Source organism: Flavobacteriales bacterium (assembly GCA_016715895.1).
GTDB lineage: Bacteria > Bacteroidota > Bacteroidia > Flavobacteriales_F > PHOS-HE28 > PHOS-HE28.
On record JADJXH010000004.1, the window covers coordinates 712,521 to 735,959 of the forward strand.

Sequence of the window (23,439 nt, forward strand, 5' to 3'; positions counted from 1 at the left end):
CCCGAAGGTAACCCGCCGCGCGACAGCCTCAGGGGTTGTCCATGCGCCACCAGGTGATGCGGCGCGGGTGCAGCGCCACGCTGTACACGAAGGCGCCGATGAGGCTGCCCATGGCGATGCCGGTCATGGCGAAGAGCAGGGTGAACACATCGGTGACCGCCCCGGCGCCGGTGGCCAGGCCGGTGACGCTGCGCAGGCCGAAGCTGCCCGGGGCCAGCAGCCAGAAGGCGGGGAGCAGGGTGACGATGGCCGGTGGGCCGGCGAAGCGGAACTCGATCACCAGCGCCGTGATGGTCATGGCCGCCGCGCCGAAGAAGGCCGTGCTGGCCCCGTCGATCAGCTGCCCGCTGATGGACTGCGCGGCGTAGGCCGCCACCGCCGTCACCAGCATCCACCCGAAGGAGCGGCGCTTGCTGCTCTGGTGCACGTGCAGGCCCACGGCGAAGAGCAGCACCCCCAGCCAGGGCAGTGCCGCGTTGATGCGTCCGGGCCACGCCGGCAGGTCCACCGGGTCCGTGGGATGCTCGAACAGGCCGATGCCGCCCAGCACCCCGAAGGCCAGCAGCACCAGCTGGGCGAAGCCGGCCACCAGGCGGCTGGCCCCGCTGATGGTGTGGCTGTAGGCCAGCTCGATCACGGCCACCGTGAGGGTAAGCCCGGGCAGGAAGGTGATCAGCGGCGGGATCAGCAGGTTGGTGGCGCGCTCGGGAAAGCCCAGGTGCAGGGCATAGGCCACCACGGCGCTGAGGGCGAAGGAGGCCACCACGGGGGCCACCACGGCCCAGGCGGGCCGCTTGCGCACCGCGTGCATCAGCAGGGCGCAGGCCAGCGCCAGCGCGGTGCTCAACGCCAGGCCGTGCAGCGTGGGGCGCAGCAGCACGGCCACACCGAGGCTGGTGAGCAGGTAGCCGCCGATGGTGCCCCAGGCGCCGTACTTGTGCGGCCAACGCCACACCGCCTCCAGGCGCTCCAGCCCGGCCGCCGGGCCGTTCACCAGCTGACGCGCCTCGCGGGCGATCACCAGCACCTCCTCGATCTGGTCGAAGCGCAGCGTGCCGATGCGGTAGGGCCCCGTGGCCAGGTCCACCTTGTGCTGGCCACCCTCATCCAGCTCCAGGAAGAGCACCGTCGGCAGCACGAAGGCCGTGAAGCCCTGCACGCCATGGGCGCGGGCGATCAGCCCCAGGTCGCGCTCCACGAAGGGCGCCGCGTTGCCGGCCGCCAGCTCCGCCTGACCCAGCCGCGCCAGAAAGCGCAGCAGCACCTCCCGGTCCACCGGGGCAGCAGGCGTGTCCACGGGTCGAAAGTAGGGGAGGGGCGGTGCGTGATCGGCGCTGGGGTGACCAACCCCGGATGGACGCGGACCTTGCTTCGCGAAGGCGGAGTGCACACGCATGGGGTTCCGCGGTGGACCGGGTGGCGGCCGTGTCAACGACGAAGGGCCGCACCGGGCGGCCCTTCGGGGATGGACGCGGCGTGGCTCACTCCACGGGCAGGTCCTGCTCGCCGTGCAGGCGCACGGGATCTTCCAGCGGGTCGCCGGGGCCGGTCCCTCCGGCGCCGCTCTGCGCGGTGGAGAGGTCGGGCACCTGCTGCTGGGCCACGTTCGGCAGGCTGCTGCTGGTGCTGCTCACCGGCGTGTCGTTGCTCACGGCCACGTCCGTGCTGGAGAGGCCGGTGTTCGCGGCGGTCAGGTCGGCGCCCAGGCCCTGGGCATCGTTCACCAGCGCGGTGGGTGCGGCGCCTGCGGGGCGGTTGGGCTGCAGGGGCTCCTCTTTGGAGCAGCTGGCCAGCGTGGCGCAGAGGGTGAGGGCGATGAGGCTGCGGAGGGTGATGGCGGTGTTCATGGTCGTGTGGTGGTTGGTGTGGGTCCGTCGTTGATGACGGCACAAACGTTCACCGCCGCGGACCGCTTCCCATGCGGCGCCGCGCAGGTGGCGGGGGGCGGTGAGCAAGTGGTGGGGAACGACCAGCTGAACCGCCTCCGCCACATGCGCACCCGCGCCGGGCTTGACGATGCGACGAACGATTGGACCACACTGCCCACGCCCACCGGGCCGGATGCCGAGAAGTACCGCAGCAGCTACACCTACGACGCCAACGGCAACATCCGCACGGCCGAGCGCTGGGACCAGGCCGGAGCGCCCTACGACGCGCTGGCCTACGGCTACAAGGAAGCCACCGGGGCCAAGCTGCTGCGCAACCGCCTGTACCAGGTGGATGACCTGGCCGACCCGACCAACGCGCTGGTGAACGCCGGCCCCGGGGAGCAGGCCGTGGACATCCTCCACACCGGGCCCTCGGGCTTCGATCCGCAGGACCAGAGCATCGAGACGGCCTACAATTACCGCTACGACGAGCTGGGTAATTTGATCCAGGACCTGGAGGAGGAGATCGCCGGCATCGATTGGACGGTGGCCGGCAAGGTGAGGACGGTGACGCGACCGGGCGGCAGTACCTTGCAAGCCATGGAGTTCGCCTATGGGGCCGGTGGCCAGCGCACGGAGAAGACCGTGGGCGCCGGAGCCGATCTGCACCGCGAACACTATGTGCGAGATGCGCAGGGGAATGTGATGGCCATCTATCGCCACCAACCTGGCGGCGGCAGCTTTACGCTGAAGGAGCGTGCGCTCTATGGGAGCAGCCGCCTGGGCCGATACGTGGAGGAGGTGGAGTTCATCCCGGCACCCACCATCCCCCAGACCCAGGCCGCGGACGATCGCAGACTGCAGTACGAGCTGACGGACCATCTGGGGAACGTCAGCACAGTGGTCACCGGCCGGCTGCTGGTGGGCGACGGTGCCCCGCACGAGGCGCAGGTGCTGAGTGCGCAGGGGAATGAGCCCTTCGGGTCACTGCTGCCTGGGAGGAATTACAGCAGCGACGCGTACAGGTTCGGGTTCCAAGGACAAGAGAAGGATAATGAGCTCTTTGGAGCCGAAGGGACAGCGCTCAGCTTCGAGTACCGCGTGCATGATGCACGGTTGGGGAGGTTCCTGAGCATCGATCCGCTCGCGTTCTCGTTCCCATGGAACTCACCTTATGCATTCAGCGAGAACCGCGTCCTGGACATGGTGGAGTTGGAAGGGCTCGAAGCGGCACCGACGCCGGACAAGGTTGAATCGGAAGATCCCAAATGGGGACTTCCGGACGGTGGTGAAGGGTGGTCAGAGAGAAATTCGTACGACGACGGGAAAGGATTTTCTTTCAAGAGCTTCAGAGGTTCCGTTCCTGATGCTGGTGGTACGGATCCCCCGTCTTCGGCTTCTGCGGGGAATTCGCCAAGTCTGTTCCCTGGTGGAAAACCGCCCGTTCTCAAGCCTGGGGGAGGCGCAGGACTTCGTGGGCCAACAATCTCGCAAGGGAGACGAAATTATGCTCTCAACTATGAACGACCTAAGACTTCAGTTTCGACCAATGTGCAAAGCCGTTTCTCTATCGCTGGGGAGCTCGCCGGTGGCTTTGGTTTGTTGATGGAAGGAGCCGACAAGGCTCTCAGAGTCTCGGCCGCGAACACTCAATTCAAGTATGCTGTTCGGACGCCCACAGGAGTGCTTAACGCAGCACAGGCAACCAAAGCAGCGAAGATTGAGCTTCAAACTGCATCCAAGATTGCAAAAACGGCTGGACGTGGTTTTGGATTATTGGGCGCAGGGATAACAGCTATAGAAGCCTTTGAGGACGGGAATGTCACACTCGAAGAGGGTGCCAAAATTGGGATTGGAGTTCTCACGACTTTCACCCCTGTGGGATGGGTCTATGGAGCCGCAGATTTAGGATTCTCATTGTTCACGGGTAAAAGCCTTACTGACAGAGCAGGAGAAATGATTGACAATTGGTGATCCGTGAAGGTGTTCGACTACGTCTTCTATCGAGCGTCAACATTCTTCTTCAAGAATGACGGCCAGGATGCAGATCGCGCCATCTGGTTGGTGACGGCAATCCAGATTTTCTTCATTTTAGACGTATACCTGTCCATCGCCTTCTTTGCTTTTGAAGATCATGGAAAGCACTATCATCAACTTGTTGTAGCTTGCTGGATGGCATTGCTGGTAATAGTTTATATTATGAATCGGTTGCGTTATCGTGGCCGTTATGACGAACTTCAGGGCCGCTTTCAAGAGAGCGCTGCACGCAAAATCTTCTTTGGTGTATTGATAGTCAGTACTATGCTTTTCCTCTTCTTCTACCCCGTCTTCTTCCTGTCGCTGTTCGGCAAGTCCAAACCCTGACTCGCGCGAGCGTCCCGCTCGTGCGCTAGCGCTTGAAGAGCGAGAGCCAGCCGATCAGCGCGGAGAAAGCAACGGAGGACCTCAATCGCGCAACTCTACACTTGCCCATGATAAATCTCCGAAGAGGACTGAGCGGGACTGCAGGTGAACCAGATGCGCAACAGGCTCAAGGCCTACAACACTTATCGGCACTTGCGGTCCCGATCTCTGGCGCGGGAGTTCGGCGTGGGAGGGGGCGTGGGTCGTCAGGCCGTCCTCCCGTGCCATCAGTTGATGCGATCGGATCGTCCACGTCCACTGGGGACCGTCGGATGGAACCCAGGGACGATCGTTCATTCCGTTGAAGGCACGGGACACCCTCCCGTCCGCTCCGCGGCCGTGCAAAGGGTCGGCGAGCAGAGCTGGCGCGCGGGCCAGGGTCCCGACCTGGAGTTCGGTGAGGATCCACGCGCACGCTGCGACCGCCCGCCTCGGCCCGCCCCCACCCAAGCTGTGCATCCCCGGACCCTGTACATGAGCCTACCTTTACGCAACAATCCCATGCACATGGACATCGCAGCGATGAAGCTCGAACTGGTGCAGCGCATGCTTGCCGTTCGTGACACGGCCATACTCGACCGCCTGCGTGAAGTGATCGATATGGAAGTGGAAGACCGGGACATCACCGACGAGGAGGTTGCGGAACTCGAATTGCTCAGGGCAGAGCGCTTGAGCGGAGAAGGCGGCTCATATAGCTGGGAGGAAGTGCAGCGCATGGCGCGCGAGATGGTCAAGCAATGAGCCATAGGATGGCGCTGCGCGGCACGGCGGCCACGGACGTGCTCGAAGCGTTCTTCTGGTACCACACGGTCCGCCCCGTGCTTGCTGATCGGTTCATGGCCGCGTTGGGCGAGTGCTACGACTCCATCCGATCCAACCCGTACGGCTACCAACTGCGCAGGGGCAACTTCCGGCATGTGAGGCTGCGAAAGTTCCCGTACCGTGTGGTCTATGAGGTCGATGGACAGGACGTGTTCATCTATCGGGTGGTCCACACCAGCCACAGGCCCAGTAAGAAGTTCGGTCCATAGCCCTGGATCGCGTACGTGTTCGGCGGGCGGGGCTGGTGCGCGGGCAGGTCGCCTTCGCCAGGGCGCTACGGCGAAGACACCCGGACACTTGTGCGGAGGATGTCAAGAGAGCGGATGCCGGCCAGTTTGCTTGCCGCGCCGAAGCGCTTCGCGAAGGCGGTCAACGGGCCACCACGGCGAGCAGCTGGGCAACCTGACCCAGGACGCGGCGGCCTCAGCGGCAGGGCCCAGGCCGTACTACCTTTACACGACGAAGCACTCCGCCATGGACATCGCCCTGAAGAAATTGGACCTGATGCACCGCTTGATGTTGATCTGGGATGAAGCGGCGCTCGCGCGCGTGGCCAAGGCGATCGAGTCGGAGGTGCCCGAAGTGGAAGAGGATTACACGGATGAAGAGGTCGCCGAACTGGAGCGCCGTCGCGCCCGCTACCTGAGCGGGGAAAGCAAGCCTCACAGCGTGGAGGAATCCATGCGACGTGCACGAGAGGGCTCGAAGCGATGAGCTACACGGTCCTGGTGCTGCCCGAAGCCACAGAAGAGGTCGCGGAGATCTTCACCTACTATGAAGGCGAAAAGCCGGGTCTTGGGTATCGCTTCCAGGACGCATTGACCGACTGCTATCGGAGTTTGGCGCTGAACCCATCCGGGCAGAAGCGCAAAGGGGATTTTCGCCACGCCATGGTGCATCAATTCCCTTATCGCGTAGTGTATGAAGTGCGTGAGCACCTGGTGCTCATCTACCAGGTGAGGCATACACGACGGAAGCCGCATCCCCGGTTCGGGCCATAGAACGTGGCCGCCGGCCCTGGAGCGCGCACGTGTTCGGTGAGCGGGGCTGGTGCGCGGCAGGTCGCCTTCGCCAGGGCGCTGCGGCGAAGACCGCCGGTCACTTGTGCGGAGGATGCCAAGGGAGAGGATCCCGGCCAGTTTGCTTGCCGCGCCGAAGCGCTTCGCGAAGGCGGTCAACTGGCCATCACGGGAGCTAGCTCGGCAACCTGACCCAGGACGCGGCGGCCTCAGCGGCAGGGCCCAGGCCGTACTACGTTTACGCGACGAAGCACTCCGCCATGGACATCGCCACGACCAAGCTTGAACTCATGCGGCAACTCCTGTCCATCGCGGACGAAAAGACCCTGCGGAAAGTGGCCAGCTTTTTCAAGAAGGAGGTCGCGATCGAAGAGGACGAAGACCTCTCCGAGGAAGAGATGGCCGAACTGGAAGGGCGCTTCCAGGACATGGTGAGCGGGAAGGTCAAGCCCATCAGCGAGAAGGATTCCATCCGCATGATCCGATCGGCGGTGAAGCCCAAGGGATGAAGTACGCACCCCGTTAACGCTCGGGTGCATTCCCACTACACGGGTGTTGCCGCTCGCGTCGGCCGGTGCGGTGGGCTTGTGCGTCGCGAGTGGTGCAAGGTAGGGTAGGGCGTCCTCGCCCGCCTGTATTTTGCGGTCGTGTCCGAATTCCTCAAAGCCAACGAAGAGGGCGCGTGCTACTTCGTAACGCTGACCACCGTTGGCTGGGTCGATGTGTTCACGCGCAGGGAATACGTGGACATCATCTTCGACAACCTGGAATTCTGCCGCCGCAACAAAGGGCTTGAGGTATTCCACTACGTGCTGATGCCGAGCCACCTGCATATGATCGCGCGACGCGAACGGGGGCTGCTGTCGGAAGTACTGCGCGACTTCAAGAGCTACACGGCCAAACTGCTGCTCAAGGCGATCGAAGAGCATCCGCAGGAAAGTAGAAGGGAATGGATGATGAGGATCTTTCGCGAGCACGGCCAGGCATCGGCACAGAACAGCGTATTCATGTTCTGGCAGAAGACCAGCCACCCCGAACTGCTGTACAGCCCGGCGTTCTTCGAACAAAAGGCCGAGTACATTCGCAACAACCCGGTGGTAATGGGGCTGGTGACCGAGCCGGAGCACTACGCGTTGAGCAGTGCGCATGAACAGCCGATCATGAAGGTCGATGAGGAGTGAACGAGCCGGGGGAGCAGCCTTTGAGGCGGGCCGGAGGCCCTGCGAACCCCCTCACTCGGCACGCACGACCTTCCCACACGCCGAGCCGAGCGAGAACTCAACCATTGATGCCAGGGAGCATCCCGACCACGGGTGTTGCCGCTCGCGTCGGCCGGTGCGGTGGGCTTGTGCGTCGCGAGTGGTGCAAGGGCTGAGCTGATCTGACGGGCCGGAGGCCCTACGAACCCCCTCACTCGGCACGCACGACCTTCCCACAAACCGAGCCGAGCGAGAACTCAACCATTGATGCCAGGGAGCATCCCGACCACGGGTGTTGCCGCTCGCGTCGGCCGGTGCGGCGGGCTTGTGCGTCGCGAGTGGCGCATGGCCCTACGAACCCCCCCACTCGGCACGCACGACCTTCCCGTAGCCCGAGCCGAGCGCTCACCCGACCCCTGCCGACGGCCCCCGCTCCCCTACCGCTTCACCAGCACCCCGCGCAGGCCATCGGCCTCCACCACATAGAGCCCTGCGGCAAGGTCGCGCACGGGCAGTTCCACGCGCCGGTCGGTGATGGGGCGGGCGGGCAGGGCGCGCACCAGGCGACCGTGCAGGTCGGTGATCCGGATGTCGGTGCTGCCCTGTCGCGTGCCGCCCAGGTAGAGCAGGGCATCGCCGTCGGTGGGGTTGGGGTACAGCACGGCGCGGTCGTCGGTGTAGGCCAGCGAGGGCACGCGCAGCACCAGGTTCTGCCCGCTGATGAGCCAGGTGTCGGGGTCCAGCAGGGCACTGTCCGCAGGGAAGGGCAGCCAGAAGCTGAAGGCCTGGCCGCTGCTGGTGTGGTCCAGCACCATCTGGGTGTCATCCACCGCGTTCTTGAAGCGGATCGGCACGGGCATGTCGAAGAAGGCCACGCTGGGGTGCGAGCTGCTCTGGTGCAGCTGCAGGTCCACCTGTCCGCCGGCGTCCTGGGTCCATTCCACGGTGTAGGTGGGGTGCCCCTCCCCGGTGAACCAGTCGGCCATGAAGCCGTCGAGGTCCAGGCCGCTGGCGGCCTCCAGGTGGGCCTGCAGGTCGGCGGTGCGGGCGCTGCCGAAGGCCAGGGCGGGGTCGTCCAGGTAGGTGCGGCAGCCGGCGAAGAAGGCGCTGTCCCCGCAGACCCAGCGCAGCATGTGCAACACCAGGGCGCCCTTGCGGTAGGTGAGGCGGGCGCTGAAGAGCCGGGCGATGTCAGTGGTGTCGGTGACGAACACGCTGCCATCGGGCAGGGCGGTGATCAGGTCCACCTGGGCGCGCTTCCACCCGGCCCAGTACTGGGGGGCGAGGGTCTCGTAGCACAGGCCGCTGAGGTAGGTGGCGAAGCCTTCGTTGAGCCACAGGTCCTGCCAGCTGCCGCAGGTCACCTTGTCGCCGAACCACTGGTGCGCCAGCTCGTGCGCGGCCAGTTCGTAGTTCCAGCCCCCCATGAAGGTCATGGTCTGATGCTCCATGCCGCCGCCCCAGCCGAACTGGGCGTGGCCGTACTGCTCGTCGGCGAAGGGGTAGGTGCCGAAGCGCGTGCTGAAGAAGGGCATCTGCTGGGCCACATCGCCCGCCACCAGCTGGGCCATGTAGTCGTCCTGCGGGTAGGCGTAGGTCCACATGGGCACCGTGTCGTCCGGCAGGGGGATCTGGATCTGGCTCACCGCGTAGTCGCAGGTGGCCGTGGCGATCAGGTAGTAGGCGATGGGGTGGCGGTGGCGCCAGTGATGCAGGCGGTGCGTGCCGCCGTTCACCGGAGTGACGGCCACCAGCACCCCGTTGCTCACCGCGTCGTAGGCCGCCGGTACGGTGAGCAGCACGTCGATGGAATCGATCTTGTCGTTGAGGTCCTGCTTGCAGGGCCACCAGTCGCGGGCGCCGTAGGGCTGGCTCAGGGTCCACTGGGCGGTGTTGCCCTGCGGGGTGCCCACGGCGAAGGAGCCGAAGCCGCTGCCGCTGGGGGCGCCGCCGTACACCACCGTCACGCTGTCCACCGCACCGGGGGCCAGGGGCGTCGGCAGGTCGATCAGCAGCGCACCATCGGTGGTGTGCGACCAGGTGAGCGGGTCGGCGCCGTGCAGCACGGCGCTCACATGCAGGGCGGTGTCCGCATCAAAGCGCAGGGTGCTCAGCGGGGCCGTGGCGGTGAAGTGGCTGCGCACCGTGCCGCTGATGTGGTTCACCGCCGGGTCGAGCGACCACTCCATCCGGTGGTAGTGCAGGTCGTAGCCCCAGGTGGGCGTGCCGCTGCGCATCAGGAGGGCCACACCATGGCGCTCCCGCCAGGCCAGTTCGTCCAGCACGCCTTTGTCCCAGGCCACCTGGGCGGTGGCCGCGCAAGCGCACAGCAGGGTTTCGAACAGGGCGTACGGCCGCATCACCGAAAGGTACGATGATGTGCCCATCCCGCTGGGGCGGGACAGGTCGTGCTCGTGCGGCCATGTGCCCATCCCGCAGGGCGGGTCAGGTCGTGCGCATGCGAACCGATGGGCGGCGGGTCAGCGGACGGCCTTCAGGATGGCGCGGACGGCCTCGCTGCGGCCCATGGTGTAGAAGTGCAGGCAGGGCACGTTGCGCGCCATCAGCTCGCGGGCCTGCTGGATGCCCCATTCGATGCCCACACGCCTCACCTCCTCGTCGGTGCGGCACTTGGCCAGCTCGGTGCTGAAGGCCACGGGCAGGTCCAGGTGGAAGGTCTTCGGGATGAAGGCGATGTGCTTGCGGTTGGTGAGGGGCTTGAGGCCGGGGATGATGGGCACGGTGATGCCCTCGGCGCGGCAGCGGTCCACGAAGGCGAAGTACCTGGCGTTGTCGAAGAACATCTGGGTCACCAGGTACTCGGCCCCGGCCTCCACCTTCTGCTTGAGGTAGGCGATGTCGGTGTCCAGGTTGAGGGCCTCGGGATGCTTCTCGGGGTAGCAGGCGGCGCCGATGCACAGGTCGGTGGGTGCCGTCTCGGTCTCCTCCTCGTGCAGATACTGGCCGCGGTTGAGGGCGGCGATCTGGCGGATGAGGTCCACGGCATGGGCGTGGCCATCGCGCTCGGGCACGAAGTGGCCCTCGTTCTTCACGGCGTCGCCGCGCAGGGCCAGCACGTTGCCGATGCCCAGGAAGTTGAGCTCGATGAGGGCGTCCTCGGTGTCCTCCTTGCTGAAGCCGCCGCAGATCAGGTGGGGCACCGTGTCCACGCTGTACTTGGCCTTGATCATGGCGCAGATGCCCACCGTGCCGGGGCGTTTGCGCAGGCGCACCTTCTGCAGCAGGCCGTGGCCCATCTCCTTGTAGATCACCTCCTCGCGGTGGTAGGTGACGTTGATGAAGCTGGGGGCGAACTCCATCAGCGGGTCGATGCCCTCGTAGATGGAGCGGATGTCGCGGCCCTTGAGCGGCGGCAGGATCTCGAAGCTGAAGAGCGTGCCGGTGGCCTTGCGCAGGTGGTCGGTGACCTTCATGGAGGGCGGCGAAGATAGAGGAACGCCCCGCGGGGCGGGGCGCTCAGCTGAAGGGGCGGGCCTTCAGCGCAAAAGGGTCACATGTCCGGCGTATTCCTTGCCGTCGCTGCGGGTGAGCACGTAGTAGTAGGTGCCTTCGCTCACGTCCTTGGGCGACCACTGGTTGCGGTAGCTCGTGCTCTCATACACCTTCTGGCCCCAGCGGTTGAACACCTTGAGGTCCGAGTTGGGGTAGTACTCCACCCCGGTGAACTCCAGGTTGTCGTTGTCCCCGTCGCCGTTGGGGCTGAAGACGTTGGGCACGAAGATCTCCGTGGGGATCACGGTGAACAGGTAGGTCACCGTGTCCGTGCAGCCGTTGGCGGTGGTGACCAGCAGGGTGATGGGGTAGGTGCCGGGCTCGTCAAAGGTGATGCCGGCGGTGTTGGTGGTGCCCGAACCCTGCCCGGCAAGGTCCCACAGCCATTGGGTGATGGGGTCCTGGCTGGTGCTGCCGTCGCTGAAGATCACCGGCGTGTCGGGGAATACGGGCCCCGGAGGTGTGGCCACGATGCCGGCGTCCGGCACAGGGGCCGTCAGCACGTTCACCGGGGCCGAGGTGCCCTCACACCCATCGGCGCTGGTCACCGTCACCGTGTACGTGCCGGTGTTCACCGTGATGGTGGGGTCCTGCGAGCCGGTGCTCCACTGGTAGGTGGGGAAGGGCTGCGTGGTGCTCAGCACGGTGGGGTCGTCGCCGCAGGAGAAGAGGTTGCCGGCGATCACCGGCTGGGGGCTCTGGCCTTCCACCACCGTCACGGTGTTGCTGCCGAAGGTGCAGTAGCCGGCGGTGACCTCCACGCTGTAGGTGCCCGGGCCCACGAGCACGCTGTTGCCGTCGTAGCCGTTGCTCCACGAATACGTGTCGTACAGGGGCGGCACGGTGAGCACGGCGCCCTGCCCGCTGCACGCCACCGTGTCGCCGCTGATCACGGGCGCGGGCAGCGTGGTATAGAACACGTCCACCACGATGTCGATGGTGGTGGTGAGCGGCGGCGTGCCGTCGTCCGTGGCCGTGAAGGTGATGGTGTGGAAGCCGGCCTCCAGGGGCGTGGGGGTGAACTGGCCCTGCACGATCACCGAGTTGTTGCCGCTGGTGTTCAGCACCTCGACGTAGCCGGAGAGCGTGGGCGCCGAGGAGCTGGCCACGGTGACCTGCCCCTGTTCGGGCGCGATGAAGTTCATCTCGATGTCCACCAGTTCACCGGTGCACACGCGCACGGTGTCGCACAGGAAGGTGCTGCTGGCGATGGGCGGGATGTTCTGGGTGCTCACCGCGGTGGTGAACACGAAGTTCTGGTCGTCCAGCCAGTCCACCCCGTCCGGGTTGCCGAAGGGGCCATCGTAGGTGATGCCGGGCTGGTCGAAGGTGCCGAACTGGATGTAGTCCACCGCGTTGCCGCGGTTGGCGCCCACCACGGCGGGGATGCCTCCGAAGCCGTTGACGCCCTGCGAAGCGGCCCCGGTGGTCCACTGCATGTCCTTGTAGCAGAAGCTCACGTTCTTGCCCGCGCCGATCACCGGGTCGGTGCCGTCGGTGATGATCAGCTGGAAGGTGTTCTGCTTGTCCGTCTGCGAAGCGAAGTACCCCACGGCCACCCAGTTCACATACAGGGCGGTGGGGGTCACCTTGTAGAGCACCTGTCCGCCGTTCAGGCCGAGACCGTCGTCGCCGCGCGTGTCCACATCGGCCCAGAAGGGGGCCACCATGATGAACTCGTTGTTGGGGAAGGGCGAAGCGCTGAAGGTGAAGTAGGGGTTCTGGAAGGAGATGTTCCCGTTGTTGTTGATGTACAATGTGTTGTACAGGTCGCCGTACAGGTTGAACTGGAACGGGATGGTGATGGCGGCGGACGAGCCGTCGTCGTTCGGGGTCATCGCCAGCTGGTACGTGCTGTCGGGCGCCACCCAGCAATTGCAGTCACCGTTCACGCCGCCACCGCCCTTGGGGCGGGCGGGCGGGGCTTTGGACGCCTGCACGCGCGGGGTGATGGGCTCCTGGGCCGGCCGCACCAGCTCAAAGCTCCCGGGCAGCCGGCCTTCGGCCTTCAGGGCGTCGTACTCGGCCATGGTGAGCGTCACCTGGGCGCTTGCTGCGCAGTGCAGCGTCAGGGCGGTCAGCAGGAGGATCGTGGTTCGCATGTGCATGGTTCGGAGGTCACTTCAACAGGTTCACATGGCCCACCCACTCCTGCTTCTCGGCGGCGAAGACGGGCCGGCCGATCAGGCGCCAGGTGTACACGCCGGTGGGCAGGATCTCCCCGCCACCCTGTGCACGGCCGTCCCACCCCTGTTCGATGTCGTTGGTCTTGAAGATGAGCTGGCCCCAGCGGTCGTACACCTCGAAGGTGTGCTCCTCGGGCACCATGTCCGCCAGCACCGGCTGAAAGAGCTCGTTGAGGTTGTTCCCGTCCGGGGTGAAGGCGTTGGGGATGTAGATGGCGGGCACGTACACGGGCACCACCTTGCACAGGGAGTCGGTGCAGCCGTACTGGTCGGTGACGCGCAGGCACACCTCGTGGTCGTCGCCGATCACATCGCTGAATTCGTAGTAGAGCGTGCGGTCGGTGGCGGTGTCCGTGCCGTTGAAGGTCCAGGACCATTCCACGGCCTCGGGGTCATCGCTGGCGAAGTAGATGCTGGCGTTCTGCTCGGTGCCGGGGTTGGGGCTGAAGATGAAGGAGGCCACGGGGGCGGGGTCCACCGTGACGGCGCCGGGCACCAGCAGCTGGTCGGTGCAGCCCTGCGGGGTGGTGACCGTGAGGCCCACCGTGTACCAACCGGGCAGTTCGTAGAGGTGCGGCACACTGTCGCAGCTCAGCGTGGTGGCCCCATCGCCCAGGTCCCACACGCAGGTGCCGCCGAGGTAGATGCTGTCGGTGGTGTTGGTGAGGGTGGTCTGCAAGGGGTGGCAGCCACTATCGGGCTCCACGGTGAAGGAGATCACCGGCAGCGGGTTCACCGTCACCTGCACCAGCGCGGTGTCGGTGAGCAGTGAGCAGGTGCCGATGCCGTAGGCCACGTAGGCGTAGGCGCCGCTGGTGTCGGCCGCAGGGTCCAGCACCGGGGCGTGGGCCTGCAGGCCGGGATCGAACCAGTTGCCGCCCGTGTCCGGCGAGCCGCCCAGCAACGGGAACAGCTGCGTCACCGGCCCGTCGAAGCAGATGGCGAGGGTGGCGTCCTGGCCCGCATCGGGCAGCGGATCCACAGCAAGCGTCAGCGTGGCTGTTAGCGTGGGGCAGGGCGCCGTACCGGTCACCGTGTAGGTGTAGGCTCCGGGGGCGTCCGTGGCGGCCAGGAAGGTGCCGGGGAAGGGCTGCTGGTTGGGATCGTTCCACTGGCCGGTGGCGTCCGGTGTGCCGCCCAGGGTGGCGAGCATGTCCAGCGGGGGGGCATCGGCGCACAGGGTCAGGGAGGTGTCCGTGCCCGCGTCAACGGCCAGCGGGATGTCCACGGTCACGAAGGCGGTGTCGGTGGGGCAGGGGCTGGTGCCCGGCACGATGTAGCGGTACACCCCGGCGGGGTCGGCCCCGGGGTCCAGGGTGCCGGAGAACACGCTGCCGTTGGGGTATTGCCAGCCTCCGGAGGCCATGGGTCCGCCGGGGATGTTCAGGAACAGGTCGTCCTGCCCGTCGCTGCTGCAATAAGCCAGGGCCACGTCCTGCCCGGCGTTCACGCTGGCCTGGGTGGTCATGGTCACCGTGCCGCTGGCCGCGCAACTGCTGCCCTGCCCCACGGCATAGAGGTAGGCGCCGTCGATGTCCACACCGGGGTCGAAGGTGCCGCTGTGCACGTTGCCGTTGGGGTCGGTCCAATCGCCGGTGTTGGGCGGGTTGCCGCCCAGCAGGGTCAGCATGTCCACCGGGGCGTCCAGGTCGCATACGGTGAGGGAGCCGGGGGTGATCACCGCGCCCTGCTGCACCTCCACCACGATGTTGAGCGTGGAGGTCATGGAGGGCACACCGTCGTCCGTGCCCTCCACGGTGATGATGTGGTAACCCACATCGGCCGGCGTGGGCAGGATGTCGATGCTGATGGTGGCCGCCAGACCGGGCACCAGGCTGGTGATGGTGAAGTTGGTGAGGGTGGTGGAACTGGCCGAGGGTGTGGTGATCTGGTTGGGCTCCGGCGACAGGAAGGTGACGTCCAACGTGGCCAGGTCGCCCACGCACAGGATGATGGAATCGCACACGCTCTGGCCGCTGATCACCGGGGGCACGTTGGAGGTGGTGATGTCCGTGCTGAAGCTGAAGTACTGGTCGTCCAGGAAGCTCACGCCATCGTTGAGGCCGAAGGGGCCGTCGTACGCGGTGCCCGGCTGATCGAAGCGCCCGAACTGGATGTAGTCGACCCCGTTGCCCTCGTTGGCACCCACGCTGGCCGGTGTGCCGCCGAAGCCGTTGGTGCCGCCGCTGGCCGAGCCCGTGGTCCACTGCATGTCCTTGTAGCAGAAGCTCACGTTGGCGCCGTTGGGCACCACGGGGTCCGTGCCATCGGTGATGATCAGCTGGAAGGTGTTGACCTTGTCGGTCATCTGGCTGAAGTAGCCCACGTTCGTCCAGTTCACGTACATGGCCGTGGGCGTCACCTTGAACTGCACGATGTTGTTGCCCAGGCCGGGCCCGCGCAGGTCCACATCGGCCCAGAACGGTGCCACCATGGTGTAGCCGTTGAAGGGGAAACCGGTGGAGCTGAAGGTGCCGTAGTACTGGCCGAAGCTGACGTTGCCGTTGATGTTGATGTACACCGTGTTGTACAGGGTGCCGTACAGGTAGAACTGGAACGGCAGGATGATCGGCCCGTAGCTGCCGTCGTCCGCGTTGTGGAAGCCGCTGGCGTTCCACTGGGTGGTGTTGTTGATCGTGGTGTAGCTGGCGTCCGGCATCACCCAGCAGTCGCAGGTGCTGCTGCCGCCGCGCTGTACGTAAGGGTCCGGTGCGGGGGTGATGCCGGTGTTGGGAGCGGGCGGATGGTTGGCCAGCTTCCAGGCATCGTAGCTGGCCTGGTCGTGCGGAGCCTGTCCGGCGACGGTCAGTGCCGTCAGGATAGGAAGAAGGGTCGCGAGGTGCCGCATGTCCGGTTCAGCGGATGATGTTCACAGTGCTGCTGTAGGCCTTGGCCTTGCCCGCCAGGTCCTCCACCTCGATGGCGTAGAGGTAGGTGCCGCTGGGGCAGGGGTGGCCCTGCAGGTCGTTGCCGTCCCACGCACGAAGGTCGTTGGAGGTGAACACCAAAGCCCCGGTGGCCCCGCTGAAGATCCGCACGGCCACGCGTTGATAGTGGCTGCCCTGCGGCACCCACTGCTCGTTCTCCCCGTCGCCGTTCGGGGTGAACACGTTGGGGATGAAAAGCACCGGCTCGGCCACGGCATCGGCCGCGGTGGAGGGCTCCGGTTCGGCCACGGGCTCCTCATGCTGCGGCGCCTCCGTCCGCGCCGGGCGGTCCTCCGTGCGGGATAGCTCGCGCAGCACCTCCTGCACCACCTGCTGCCCATCGGGCTCGGACGCGATCGTCGTGATCGGTGCCGTTCCCGCCGTGGAGGGGACGTCCGGGTGTTCCTCCGTCCGTGCGGCTTCGGTGCCGGTGGCCGGGTCGGCCGGCTCCGGGGTGCCTGCCGGGTGCAGGTCCGGCATCCGGGCCTCGCTCGGCGGTGCGGGGTCCTCGTGCCGGGTGCGGGCGGCCGGCGGTGCGGTGGCGGTCGTCGTCGCTTCGGCCCGCGACGCCACGGTCTCCGCGGGGGCGGTGGAAACGGTCGTGCTGGCCGCCGCTGCGGCCGTGGGGGGCGCTGCCGGCACTTCGATCGTGGTGGCCGGAGCCTCGAGGGTGGCGACGGCACGCTCGCCCTCCGCGGGGGAGGGGCTGTCAGCGGTCAGGTACAGTCCGCCGGCCACCAGCAGGGCGGCGGCCCCACCGGCCACCCATCCGAGCAACGAGCTTCCGCCGGAGGCCGCCACGGCGCCCTGGCCCAGCTGGCCTTCGATCGCGGTCCACGCGGCAGGCGGCACAGGAGCCTCATGACCGGTGAAGCGGTCGCGCAAGAGGCTGTTCACCGGGTCGGCCTGGGCCACCTGGTGCTCGATGGCCTCCCACAGGCCGGGGTCCACCTCGGCCTCGTGGCCCGAGAACCGGTCGCGGAAGAGGTCGCTCACCAGGTCGGTGCTGGTGGCGGCGCCCAGGGCCAGCTGGCTGGTGATGGCGTCCCACGCACCGGGCGGCACGGCCGTCTCATGGCCGTTGAACCGGTCGCGCAGGACCTCGATCAGGTCATCCTTCCGCTCCATCACCGTAGATGTCGGCCGCCTCCTTGGGCAGCAGTTTGCGCAGGTAGGCCCGCGCCTTCATGAATTGGCTCTTCGAGGTGTTCTCGCTGATGCCCATCATCTCGCTAATCTCCTTGTGGGCGTAGCCCTCGATGGCGAACAGGTTGAACACGGCGCGGTAGCCGGGGGGCAGGGCCTGGATCAGCTCCATGAGCTCATCGGTGCTCATCTGGCCCAGCACCTGCGCGTCCTCGCTGTGCAGGTGTTCGGCCTCCGTGAGGTCCAGGCTGTGGTCGTAGGGCTTGTTGCGGCGGATGTGGTCCAGGGCGGTGTTCACCATGGTGCGGGCGATCCAGCCGCCCAAAGGACCGTCGCCGCGGTAGTGGTCCATCTTCTGGAACACCTTCACGAAGCCGTCCTGCAGGATGTCCTGGGCCTGCTCCCGTCCCGGGGCGTAGCGCATGCAGATGCTCATCATCTTGCGGGCGTAGGTGCGGTACAACTCCTTCTGGGCCAGGGGCTCACCGTTCAGGCATCCGGTCACGAGCTGTTCGTCCGTCATGGCGTCCGTGGGGAATGATGCGATCGGCGGGCAAAAGGTTGCCCGGGCCCCTGCAAGATACGGCGCGGGCGCGGGGTGGCGACCGGCAGGGCGCGCTGGGCGCGGAGTGGGTGAACGGAACGGAAGCCCACGTCCCAGGGCGACCACGCCCCGGTCGTCCGCAAGCGAGGCCCAAGTTGACCGGACCCAAGGGCTGTTCGGCCAGGGTCAATGCCCTGTTCCGGCGGACGTCGTCCGCGGGGCGCTCATCACATATTGGAAACGGCGATCCAGCGCCTCTGTGTCAAGGGTATCCAGCATCGCCTGCGTGACCCTCAACGGATACAGGCTGCGGTTCGCCGGCTGCTCCATCATCTTCAGCCACTTCGACTGTTCGATGTGCGGCGGGCGGTTGGCCTCCAGCACCGCCAAAGTGGGTGCGTTCAGAGGAGCGTGCGCGTTGGGCTGCTGCGCCCGAGATGCGCAGGGCCACGCGAGCAACAGAACGAAAAGCAGGTGCTTGATCATGGTTGAAGGATCACCCGAACTGCGGTGGACGTGCTGCCCCACCTGATCCGGAACTGGTACATCCCCGCAGCTCCGCTCAACTCCAAGCGGTGCATCTGGCTCCATGGCGGTATGCGCTCGCGGAGCACCAACTGACCGGTGAGGTCGAACACGATCAATTCACCAGCCCCGGCATGGGCGGGGTAACTCAAGGTAAACGACCCGTTGCTGGGGTTCGGGCATACCCTCAATCGCGCCTCCACCAGCGCAGCGGGCACCCCCGCGTTGATCCCCAAGCTGTCGCATACGCTGCCATCCACCGGGCCCAGGTGGTAGTTCGGGTGGTTGGGAAGGGAGTTGCTGAAGTAGCGCTGTAGATCGATCCCGTGCTGCTCGATGTTGCAGGCCAAACCCGCAGAATCCGGATCGTTGATCACATGCAGTTTGTCCGTGCTATTTCCGGTGCTGATGTAGATCTTGCCGTCCGGTGCGAGTTGCGCGATGTCAAAGAGCGTGGCGAACGGCGGGAAGGGCGAATAGAACCCGTCCCAATGCGCGATGTGTACCATGGATGCCCCGATGTCCGCAGCTTGCACATCGTATTGGTAAACATCCTCAACTGAGGAGACATAGAGGTAACGGCTGTTGGGTGAGAAGGCCACACCACCCATCTGGTCGTAGTCATCGATCAGGATATGCACCGGGTTGGTGAACAGGCCCGTGCAGCGATCGAAATCGAAGACCTCCAAGTCCTGGTTGAACTGGCCCCAGTAGTAGGCGAATTTGGATCCGTCGGGTGAGAAACAGACTTGCCCGCCATCCCGCGGCCGGATAACCCCAATGGCTTGTGTTCCATCGTTGGCTACTCCATTCGGGGTAACCAGCAAACGGTGGTAGATGTTAGTGGTCACCTTGTGGCAAAACATCCACCAATCCCGGCCGTTGGCATGCCGCACGGCGGTGATCTTGCCCACGTTCAGCGTATCACTGATCAGCACCTGGTTCTTCGTTATCACCCCACCTAGGCCACCGTCCAGGCTCATATCAATGGTGGTCAGGTAGAGGTAATTGGCTGTAGTTGTCACCTGGTCGTCTATCGTGCCATGGAAAAGATAATAGATACCCGGAGTGTCCGGCTTTGGCAGGATCAAACAGGCTTGCGAGAGATATAGTCCTTCGGGGAACATGGATGTGTAGCTGCTTGGGTTCAAACCGGTCCCATTCAGCAACGTATCACCCAAGCCGTTGGCGACGAACGACCCATTGGTACTGAATAGCAAATTCCCGTTCGCATCAGTGATGTTGGCGGAGGTCCTCCGATAGCCGATGGCGCGGGACATGGTCGAGATGACCATGCTCCCGCTTTCGAAATCCAGATCGACACCCCCAAAAGGTGGTGGGCCGTCGCTATCGAAGCCACCCACCCACAAGTTGTTCAACCCTTGAGCCTTCAACCCGACAAAACCGCAAAGGAGCAGAACGGCAAGCGCCGCAGACGCGACTCGTTCGTTGCTCGTGCGGCGGTACATGGATGCGGCGGCTGATCAGCGAACAATCGTGAGCTTCCCGACACCGATGATGCCCGACGGTCCGCGCACCTGATAGTGATAGATTGCAGGCGCCAGGGCTGCCGTGCTGAAGGAGATGCGCGGCAATTCCATAGGCATGATCTGTTGCATCACTTGCGCACCTATAGCATCGTACACTTCGAATACACCAAGTTCAACAAGCGGACGATTTAATATCAGGGTAACTTCGTCGCTTGCAGGGTTGGGTACGACCGTCATGCCGTTCACGGGCTGGACGGCCATGTCTTTAACGATGATGCCATGCGGCTGGCAGAGCAATGGATCATCGAAGTCGTAATCGTCATTGATGAGCCAGTACAGTGAACGGGCTTTGAACACGGCATTGCCACCCCTCATGGGGCACTGGTTCGCAATGGCGAAGAGATCATTCGCCTGGGTCGCAGTAAAGACGTTCAAATCCTTACCCACTGTCGCCAGGTAAATGTCGTTAACGACCTTCTCGTTCTCTTCGATCAGCTCGCTGGCTGCCACGCCAGCGTTCGCGTCCTGAATGTTATCCGCGTTCTGCGCTTTGGAATCGGCCACCACTTGCAAGGCTGTGTCATTCCATTCCGTCAGATTCTGGATGTTCTGACGGTAACCGTTCAAGCCGGCGAGGATCGCCTGTCGTTGAGCCGGGGTGAGCGTACTGTCGCCCAGATGTTCAAGACCATCATTTACCAAGGCAATTGCTTCCTCAATCTGGGCGCGGTTCGCGAGCAATTGCACCAATACCGTGCTGTTCAGATCGTATAGTGCAAGTTGATCGTCGTCGATCGTCTTGAAGGAGGCGGTGGGGCTGCCCTGCAGGTCGGCATAGAAATCCGATAGCAAGGGTAGGCTGTCCAGGAGTTCCGGCGCGTCATCGATCTTCCGGAAGAGGTCGCCCTTGAGCATCCATTTGGTCTCCTCGGTGTACGGGTCGTTCTCTAAACTGTCGCCGGCGATCTTCTCGTCCAGGTCGCGCAGACAGTCCAAGCAACGCTCACCCCCGAACTGGCTGCAATAGTCCGTTCCATGATGGTCGGCGCAATCGTAGTTCGTGCCAAAGGTGAAGTTGAACCAGTTGCTGGGCCACCACGAAGGCGGCTGAGTGGTGCCGCCGTTGATCGTAGCCGGACTGTAGTAGAAGGGATATGCAAAAGCACTGACGCTGTCCTCATACAAGGCCCCCCACACCGGCGCAGCGGCTGTTGGATCCCACAGGTTCCCCTTCAGCAACTGCGCATCGATGATCGCCGTGGCATCCAAGTGAAGGGGCCATTTGTGGTTGTGGAAGAGGTTGCCGCGCACATCGGTGCCGTAGGCCACGCCGTTGAAGAGAATACCGTTGGCCGTGCGGTCCATTTCGTTGCAACTGATGAGCGGCTGGCTGCCCATCATGCTGCGGATCGCGCTCTGTGCGGCGATGGGGTAGCCGGTGTCGCTGCTGCTGATCTGGTTGCAGCTCACCTCCGTGGCCCGGCAGCCTTCCAGTTGGATGCCCGTGCGGTTGTGGGCGTTGCTCACCAGCAGCACCGTGTTGTCGGCCACCAGCCAGGCATCGGCGGCGGTGAGGGCGATGCCGAAGCGCGAGGTGGCGGCGTTGGTGAAGTGGATGCTGTTGTTCAGGATGCGCGCGTCATGCGCCTGCTGGTTGCCCTCGGTGACCAGGATGCCCGAGTAGCCCTTGCAATTGGCGCAGGGGTGGTCGCCGAAGGTGATGTCGTTGCCTTCCACCAGGACGTGCGCCGCGCCGTCGTTGGCCCGCAGCTCCATGCCGTGCCGGTGGGCGGTGACCGCGTTGTTGCGGATGTCCACATCGCGGTAGCCGCTGCGCTCCACATGGTGGGCGGTGCCCATGTCCAGCATGCGGTTGTCGGTGCTCAGCACGTTCATGTACTCGGTGTAAACGCCCCAGTGGCAGCTGGTGAAGCTGGGGGTGCGGGCCATGCCGGCGAACATCACCGCCATCTCGACAATCGTGCGCAAAATCACCGCACAAGGATATATTGGAACCTCCTGTCCAGCAGCCGCCCATCCAGGGTATCCAAGGTGGCTGGTGTGATCCGCATCGGGTAGAGCGAGCGATTCGCCGGCTGCTCCATCATCTCCAGCCACTGGGTCTGCTCGATATGCGCCGGGCGGTTGGCCAGGAGCACGGCGAGCGTAGGCGCATTGATGGGCTTGGGTTCTTGAACAGGCTTGGAGCCTGGGCCCTGGGCCAGGGCCATGATAGGCAACACGGCCACTGCGAGGAAGGTGCTGCGCTTTCTCATGGCTCGGCGAGGATGATGCGTGTGGTAAGCGACGCTGTGCCCCAGGTAAGACGACACTGGTACATGCCTACTGCCTCCTTTAGCTGAACAGCACGCACCTGACTCCATTGCGGGATGCGCTCCCGCAGCACCAACCGCCCGCTCAGGTCGCGCACCTCCAGCTCGCCAACATGGGGTTGTGCGGGATAACTCACCGTGAACGCACCGTTGCTCGGGTTCGGATACACCTTGATGCCCGCCTCCAACAAGGCAGCGGGCACCCCCGCGTTTATACCCAAACTATCACAGATGCTCCCATCCACCGGGCCCAAATGGTAGTTGGGGTGGTTGGGAAGGGAGTTGATGAAATACCGAGGGAGTTCCAAACCATGCTGCACCATATCGCAGGCCATGCCACCTTCATCCGGGGCATTGATCACGTGTAAGTGGAACGTGCTATTGCCTGTGCCGATGTAGATCTTGCCATTGGGGGCGAGTTGTGTAATATCAAAGAGTGTCGCTAGGGGCGGGAATGGAGAATAGAATCCATCCCAATGGGCGATGTGGACCATGCTCGCTTCGATGTCCGGCGCTTCCGTGTCGTATTGATATACGTCTTCAACAGATGAGATGTAGAGGAAGCGGCTGTTGGGTGAAAAGGCCACACCGCCCATACTGTTGGCATCGCTGATGAGGATATGCACCGGGTTGGAGAAGAGGCCCGTGCAGCGATCGAAATCGAAGATCTCCAGGTCCTGGTTGAACTGGCCCCAGTAGTACGCGAATCTGCTGCCGTCAGGACTGAAGCAGACCTGCCCAACATCTGGCGGGCGTGTAACACCAATGGATTGCGTTCCATCCATGCTGATTCCTTGCGGCGTAAGAAGCAACCGATAGAACATGTTCGTGCTCACTTTGTGGCAGAACACCCACCAATCCCGCCCGTTCGCATGCCGCACGGCCGTGACCTTTCCTACGTTCAGCGAATCACTGATCAACACCTGGTTCTTCGTTACCACCCCTCCCAGCCCGCCGTCCAGGCTCATGTCGATCGTGGTCAGATAGAGGTAGAGAGCGTGCGGACCTGTCTGGTCATCAACGGTGCCATGGAAGAGGTGGTAGATCCCTTGGGTGTCCGGCTTGGGCAGGATCAGGCAGCCTTGCGAGATGTGCAAACCTCCAGGGTAGTTGGAAGTGTATGTACTCGGATTGAGTCCTGTGCCATTGAGCATCGTATCCCCGGTGGCGTTGGCGATAAAGGCCCCGTTGGTACTGAAGAGCAGGTTGCCGCTCGCATCGGTGATGTTAGCGCTGGTGCGCCCGAATCCAATAGCCCTGTTCGTAGTCGTGATCACCGCACTATCACTTTGGAAATCAATATCAACACTGCCCCATGGCGGGGCATCCTCTCCAAAATACCCGCCGAGCCAAAGGTTGTTCAACCCTTGAGCCTTCAGATCGACAAGACCGCAAAGCAGCAGAACGGCAAGCGCCGCTAACACGACTCTCGTGGTGCTCATGCGGCGCTTCATGGGTGCGAAT

General features: G+C 64.3%; 21 protein-coding genes. 8 read left to right on the forward strand and 13 right to left on the reverse strand.

Features of this window, described 5'->3' with window-relative positions:
• Nucleotides 1-28: 28 nt before the first annotated feature.
• Entirely contained in the window at nt 29-1,297 is a 1,269-nt protein-coding gene (locus tag IPM49_11665) for a threonine/serine exporter family protein (protein MBK9275178.1), read from the reverse strand.
• Nucleotides 1,298-1,481: 184 nt separating this feature from the next.
• Nucleotides 1,482-1,847 carry a hypothetical protein gene (locus IPM49_11670; GenBank protein ID MBK9275179.1) on the reverse strand — a complete coding sequence of 122 codons (366 nt, stop codon included), beginning with the start codon at nt 1,845-1,847 and terminating at the stop codon, nt 1,482-1,484.
• Nucleotides 1,848-1,991: 144 nt separating this feature from the next.
• Here IPM49_11670 and IPM49_11675 point away from each other — a divergent pair, with 144 nt between their 5' ends.
• The 8 genes from IPM49_11675 (at nt 1,992) to IPM49_11710 (ending at nt 7,293) form a co-directional block, all read left to right on the forward strand.
• Nucleotides 1,992-3,842 carry a hypothetical protein gene (locus tag IPM49_11675; protein ID MBK9275180.1) on the forward strand — a complete coding sequence of 617 codons (1,851 nt, stop codon included), beginning with the start codon at nt 1,992-1,994 and terminating at the stop codon, nt 3,840-3,842.
• A 3-nt stretch (nt 3,843-3,845) separates the two neighbouring features.
• Nucleotides 3,846-4,232: a hypothetical protein gene (locus IPM49_11680; GenBank protein MBK9275181.1), complete on the forward strand. Its 387-nt coding sequence runs from the start codon at nt 3,846-3,848 to the stop codon at nt 4,230-4,232.
• A gap of 540 nt (nt 4,233-4,772) precedes the next feature.
• Nucleotides 4,773-5,012, forward strand: a complete 240-nt coding sequence (locus tag IPM49_11685; GenBank protein MBK9275182.1) for a hypothetical protein — start codon at nt 4,773-4,775, stop codon at nt 5,010-5,012.
• Nucleotides 5,009-5,302: a type II toxin-antitoxin system RelE/ParE family toxin gene (locus IPM49_11690; GenBank protein MBK9275183.1), complete on the forward strand. Its 294-nt coding sequence runs from the start codon at nt 5,009-5,011 to the stop codon at nt 5,300-5,302. Before IPM49_11685 ends, IPM49_11690 begins: the two co-directional genes overlap by 4 nt.
• A 265-nt stretch (nt 5,303-5,567) precedes the next feature.
• A complete protein-coding gene (locus IPM49_11695) occupies nt 5,568-5,807 on the forward strand; it encodes a hypothetical protein (protein ID MBK9275184.1) in 240 nt (79 codons plus the stop codon).
• Nucleotides 5,804-6,094, forward strand: coding sequence for a type II toxin-antitoxin system RelE/ParE family toxin (locus IPM49_11700; protein MBK9275185.1), 291 nt, complete (start codon nt 5,804-5,806; stop codon nt 6,092-6,094). The genes IPM49_11695 and IPM49_11700 overlap by 4 nt, the downstream gene beginning before the upstream one ends.
• 308 nt (nt 6,095-6,402) lie before the next feature.
• Nucleotides 6,403-6,621, forward strand: a complete 219-nt coding sequence (locus IPM49_11705) for a hypothetical protein (GenBank protein ID MBK9275186.1) — start codon at nt 6,403-6,405, stop codon at nt 6,619-6,621.
• A 138-nt stretch (nt 6,622-6,759) separates the two neighbouring features.
• Complete coding sequence (locus tag IPM49_11710; protein ID MBK9275187.1) at nt 6,760-7,293, forward strand: transposase; 534 nt, start codon at nt 6,760-6,762, stop codon at nt 7,291-7,293.
• A 455-nt stretch (nt 7,294-7,748) separates the two neighbouring features.
• Here the strand turns inward: IPM49_11710 and IPM49_11715 are convergent, their stop codons facing one another.
• The 11 genes from IPM49_11715 to IPM49_11765 form a co-directional block, all read right to left on the reverse strand.
• Nucleotides 7,749-9,671 (reverse strand): peptidase M1, encoded by a 1,923-nt coding sequence (locus tag IPM49_11715; protein ID MBK9275188.1) that lies wholly within the window; start codon nt 9,669-9,671, stop codon nt 7,749-7,751.
• Nucleotides 9,672-9,791: 120 nt separating this feature from the next.
• Nucleotides 9,792-10,745: a methylenetetrahydrofolate reductase [NAD(P)H] gene (gene metF / locus IPM49_11720; protein ID MBK9275189.1), complete on the reverse strand. Its 954-nt coding sequence runs from the start codon at nt 10,743-10,745 to the stop codon at nt 9,792-9,794.
• Between the two features lie 63 nt (nt 10,746-10,808).
• Nucleotides 10,809-12,926, reverse strand: coding sequence for a gliding motility-associated C-terminal domain-containing protein (locus tag IPM49_11725; protein MBK9275190.1), 2,118 nt, complete (start codon nt 12,924-12,926; stop codon nt 10,809-10,811).
• 16 nt (nt 12,927-12,942) lie between these two features.
• The gene (locus IPM49_11730; GenBank protein ID MBK9275191.1) at nt 12,943-15,858 is read right to left on the reverse strand and encodes a gliding motility-associated C-terminal domain-containing protein; all 2,916 of its coding nucleotides are present in this window, start codon (nt 15,856-15,858) and stop codon (nt 12,943-12,945) included.
• A 7-nt stretch (nt 15,859-15,865) separates the two neighbouring features.
• Nucleotides 15,866-17,065: a gliding motility-associated C-terminal domain-containing protein gene (locus tag IPM49_11735; protein MBK9275192.1), complete on the reverse strand. Its 1,200-nt coding sequence runs from the start codon at nt 17,063-17,065 to the stop codon at nt 15,866-15,868.
• Complete coding sequence (locus IPM49_11740; GenBank protein ID MBK9275193.1) at nt 17,049-17,606, reverse strand: sigma-70 family RNA polymerase sigma factor; 558 nt, start codon at nt 17,604-17,606, stop codon at nt 17,049-17,051. The genes IPM49_11735 and IPM49_11740 overlap by 17 nt, the downstream gene beginning before the upstream one ends.
• Nucleotides 17,607-17,813: 207 nt before the next feature.
• The gene (locus IPM49_11745; GenBank protein ID MBK9275194.1) at nt 17,814-18,113 is read right to left on the reverse strand and encodes a hypothetical protein; all 300 of its coding nucleotides are present in this window, start codon (nt 18,111-18,113) and stop codon (nt 17,814-17,816) included.
• Nucleotides 18,110-19,621, reverse strand: a complete 1,512-nt coding sequence (locus IPM49_11750) for a T9SS type A sorting domain-containing protein (protein ID MBK9275195.1) — start codon at nt 19,619-19,621, stop codon at nt 18,110-18,112. Before IPM49_11750 ends, IPM49_11745 begins: the two co-directional genes overlap by 4 nt.
• A gap of 15 nt (nt 19,622-19,636) precedes the next feature.
• Nucleotides 19,637-21,631, reverse strand: coding sequence for a right-handed parallel beta-helix repeat-containing protein (locus IPM49_11755; GenBank protein ID MBK9275196.1), 1,995 nt, complete (start codon nt 21,629-21,631; stop codon nt 19,637-19,639).
• A 2-nt stretch (nt 21,632-21,633) separates the two neighbouring features.
• Nucleotides 21,634-21,918 carry a hypothetical protein gene (locus IPM49_11760; protein ID MBK9275197.1) on the reverse strand — a complete coding sequence of 95 codons (285 nt, stop codon included), beginning with the start codon at nt 21,916-21,918 and terminating at the stop codon, nt 21,634-21,636.
• On the reverse strand, nt 21,915-23,429 hold the full coding sequence (locus IPM49_11765; protein MBK9275198.1) for a T9SS type A sorting domain-containing protein: 1,515 nt from the start codon (nt 23,427-23,429) through the stop codon (nt 21,915-21,917). The genes IPM49_11760 and IPM49_11765 overlap by 4 nt, the downstream gene beginning before the upstream one ends.
• Between the last annotated feature and the right edge of the window lie 10 nt (nt 23,430-23,439).

Coding starts and splice junctions, on each gene's coding strand:
- IPM49_11740 (MBK9275193.1), bottom strand. CDS start 17,606: ATGACGGACGAACAGCTCGTGACCGGATGCCTGAACGGTGAGCCCCTG.
- IPM49_11750 (MBK9275195.1), bottom strand. CDS start 19,621: ATGTACCGCCGCACGAGCAACGAACGAGTCGCGTCTGCGGCGCTTGCC.
- IPM49_11760 (MBK9275197.1), bottom strand. CDS start 21,918: ATGAGAAAGCGCAGCACCTTCCTCGCAGTGGCCGTGTTGCCTATCATG.
- IPM49_11715 (MBK9275188.1), bottom strand. CDS start 9,671: ATGCGGCCGTACGCCCTGTTCGAAACCCTGCTGTGCGCTTGCGCGGCC.
- IPM49_11705 (MBK9275186.1), top strand. CDS start 6,403: ATGCGGCAACTCCTGTCCATCGCGGACGAAAAGACCCTGCGGAAAGTG.
- IPM49_11690 (MBK9275183.1), top strand. CDS start 5,009: ATGAGCCATAGGATGGCGCTGCGCGGCACGGCGGCCACGGACGTGCTC.
- IPM49_11695 (MBK9275184.1), top strand. CDS start 5,568: ATGGACATCGCCCTGAAGAAATTGGACCTGATGCACCGCTTGATGTTG.
- IPM49_11725 (MBK9275190.1), bottom strand. CDS start 12,926: ATGCGAACCACGATCCTCCTGCTGACCGCCCTGACGCTGCACTGCGCA.
- IPM49_11670 (MBK9275179.1), bottom strand. CDS start 1,847: ATGAACACCGCCATCACCCTCCGCAGCCTCATCGCCCTCACCCTCTGC.
- metF (MBK9275189.1), bottom strand. CDS start 10,745: ATGAAGGTCACCGACCACCTGCGCAAGGCCACCGGCACGCTCTTCAGC.
- IPM49_11745 (MBK9275194.1), bottom strand. CDS start 18,113: ATGATCAAGCACCTGCTTTTCGTTCTGTTGCTCGCGTGGCCCTGCGCA.
- IPM49_11675 (MBK9275180.1), top strand. CDS start 1,992: ATGCGCACCCGCGCCGGGCTTGACGATGCGACGAACGATTGGACCACA.
- IPM49_11765 (MBK9275198.1), bottom strand. CDS start 23,429: ATGAAGCGCCGCATGAGCACCACGAGAGTCGTGTTAGCGGCGCTTGCC.
- IPM49_11685 (MBK9275182.1), top strand. CDS start 4,773: ATGCACATGGACATCGCAGCGATGAAGCTCGAACTGGTGCAGCGCATG.
- IPM49_11700 (MBK9275185.1), top strand. CDS start 5,804: ATGAGCTACACGGTCCTGGTGCTGCCCGAAGCCACAGAAGAGGTCGCG.
- IPM49_11735 (MBK9275192.1), bottom strand. CDS start 17,065: ATGGAGCGGAAGGATGACCTGATCGAGGTCCTGCGCGACCGGTTCAAC.
- IPM49_11730 (MBK9275191.1), bottom strand. CDS start 15,858: ATGCGGCACCTCGCGACCCTTCTTCCTATCCTGACGGCACTGACCGTC.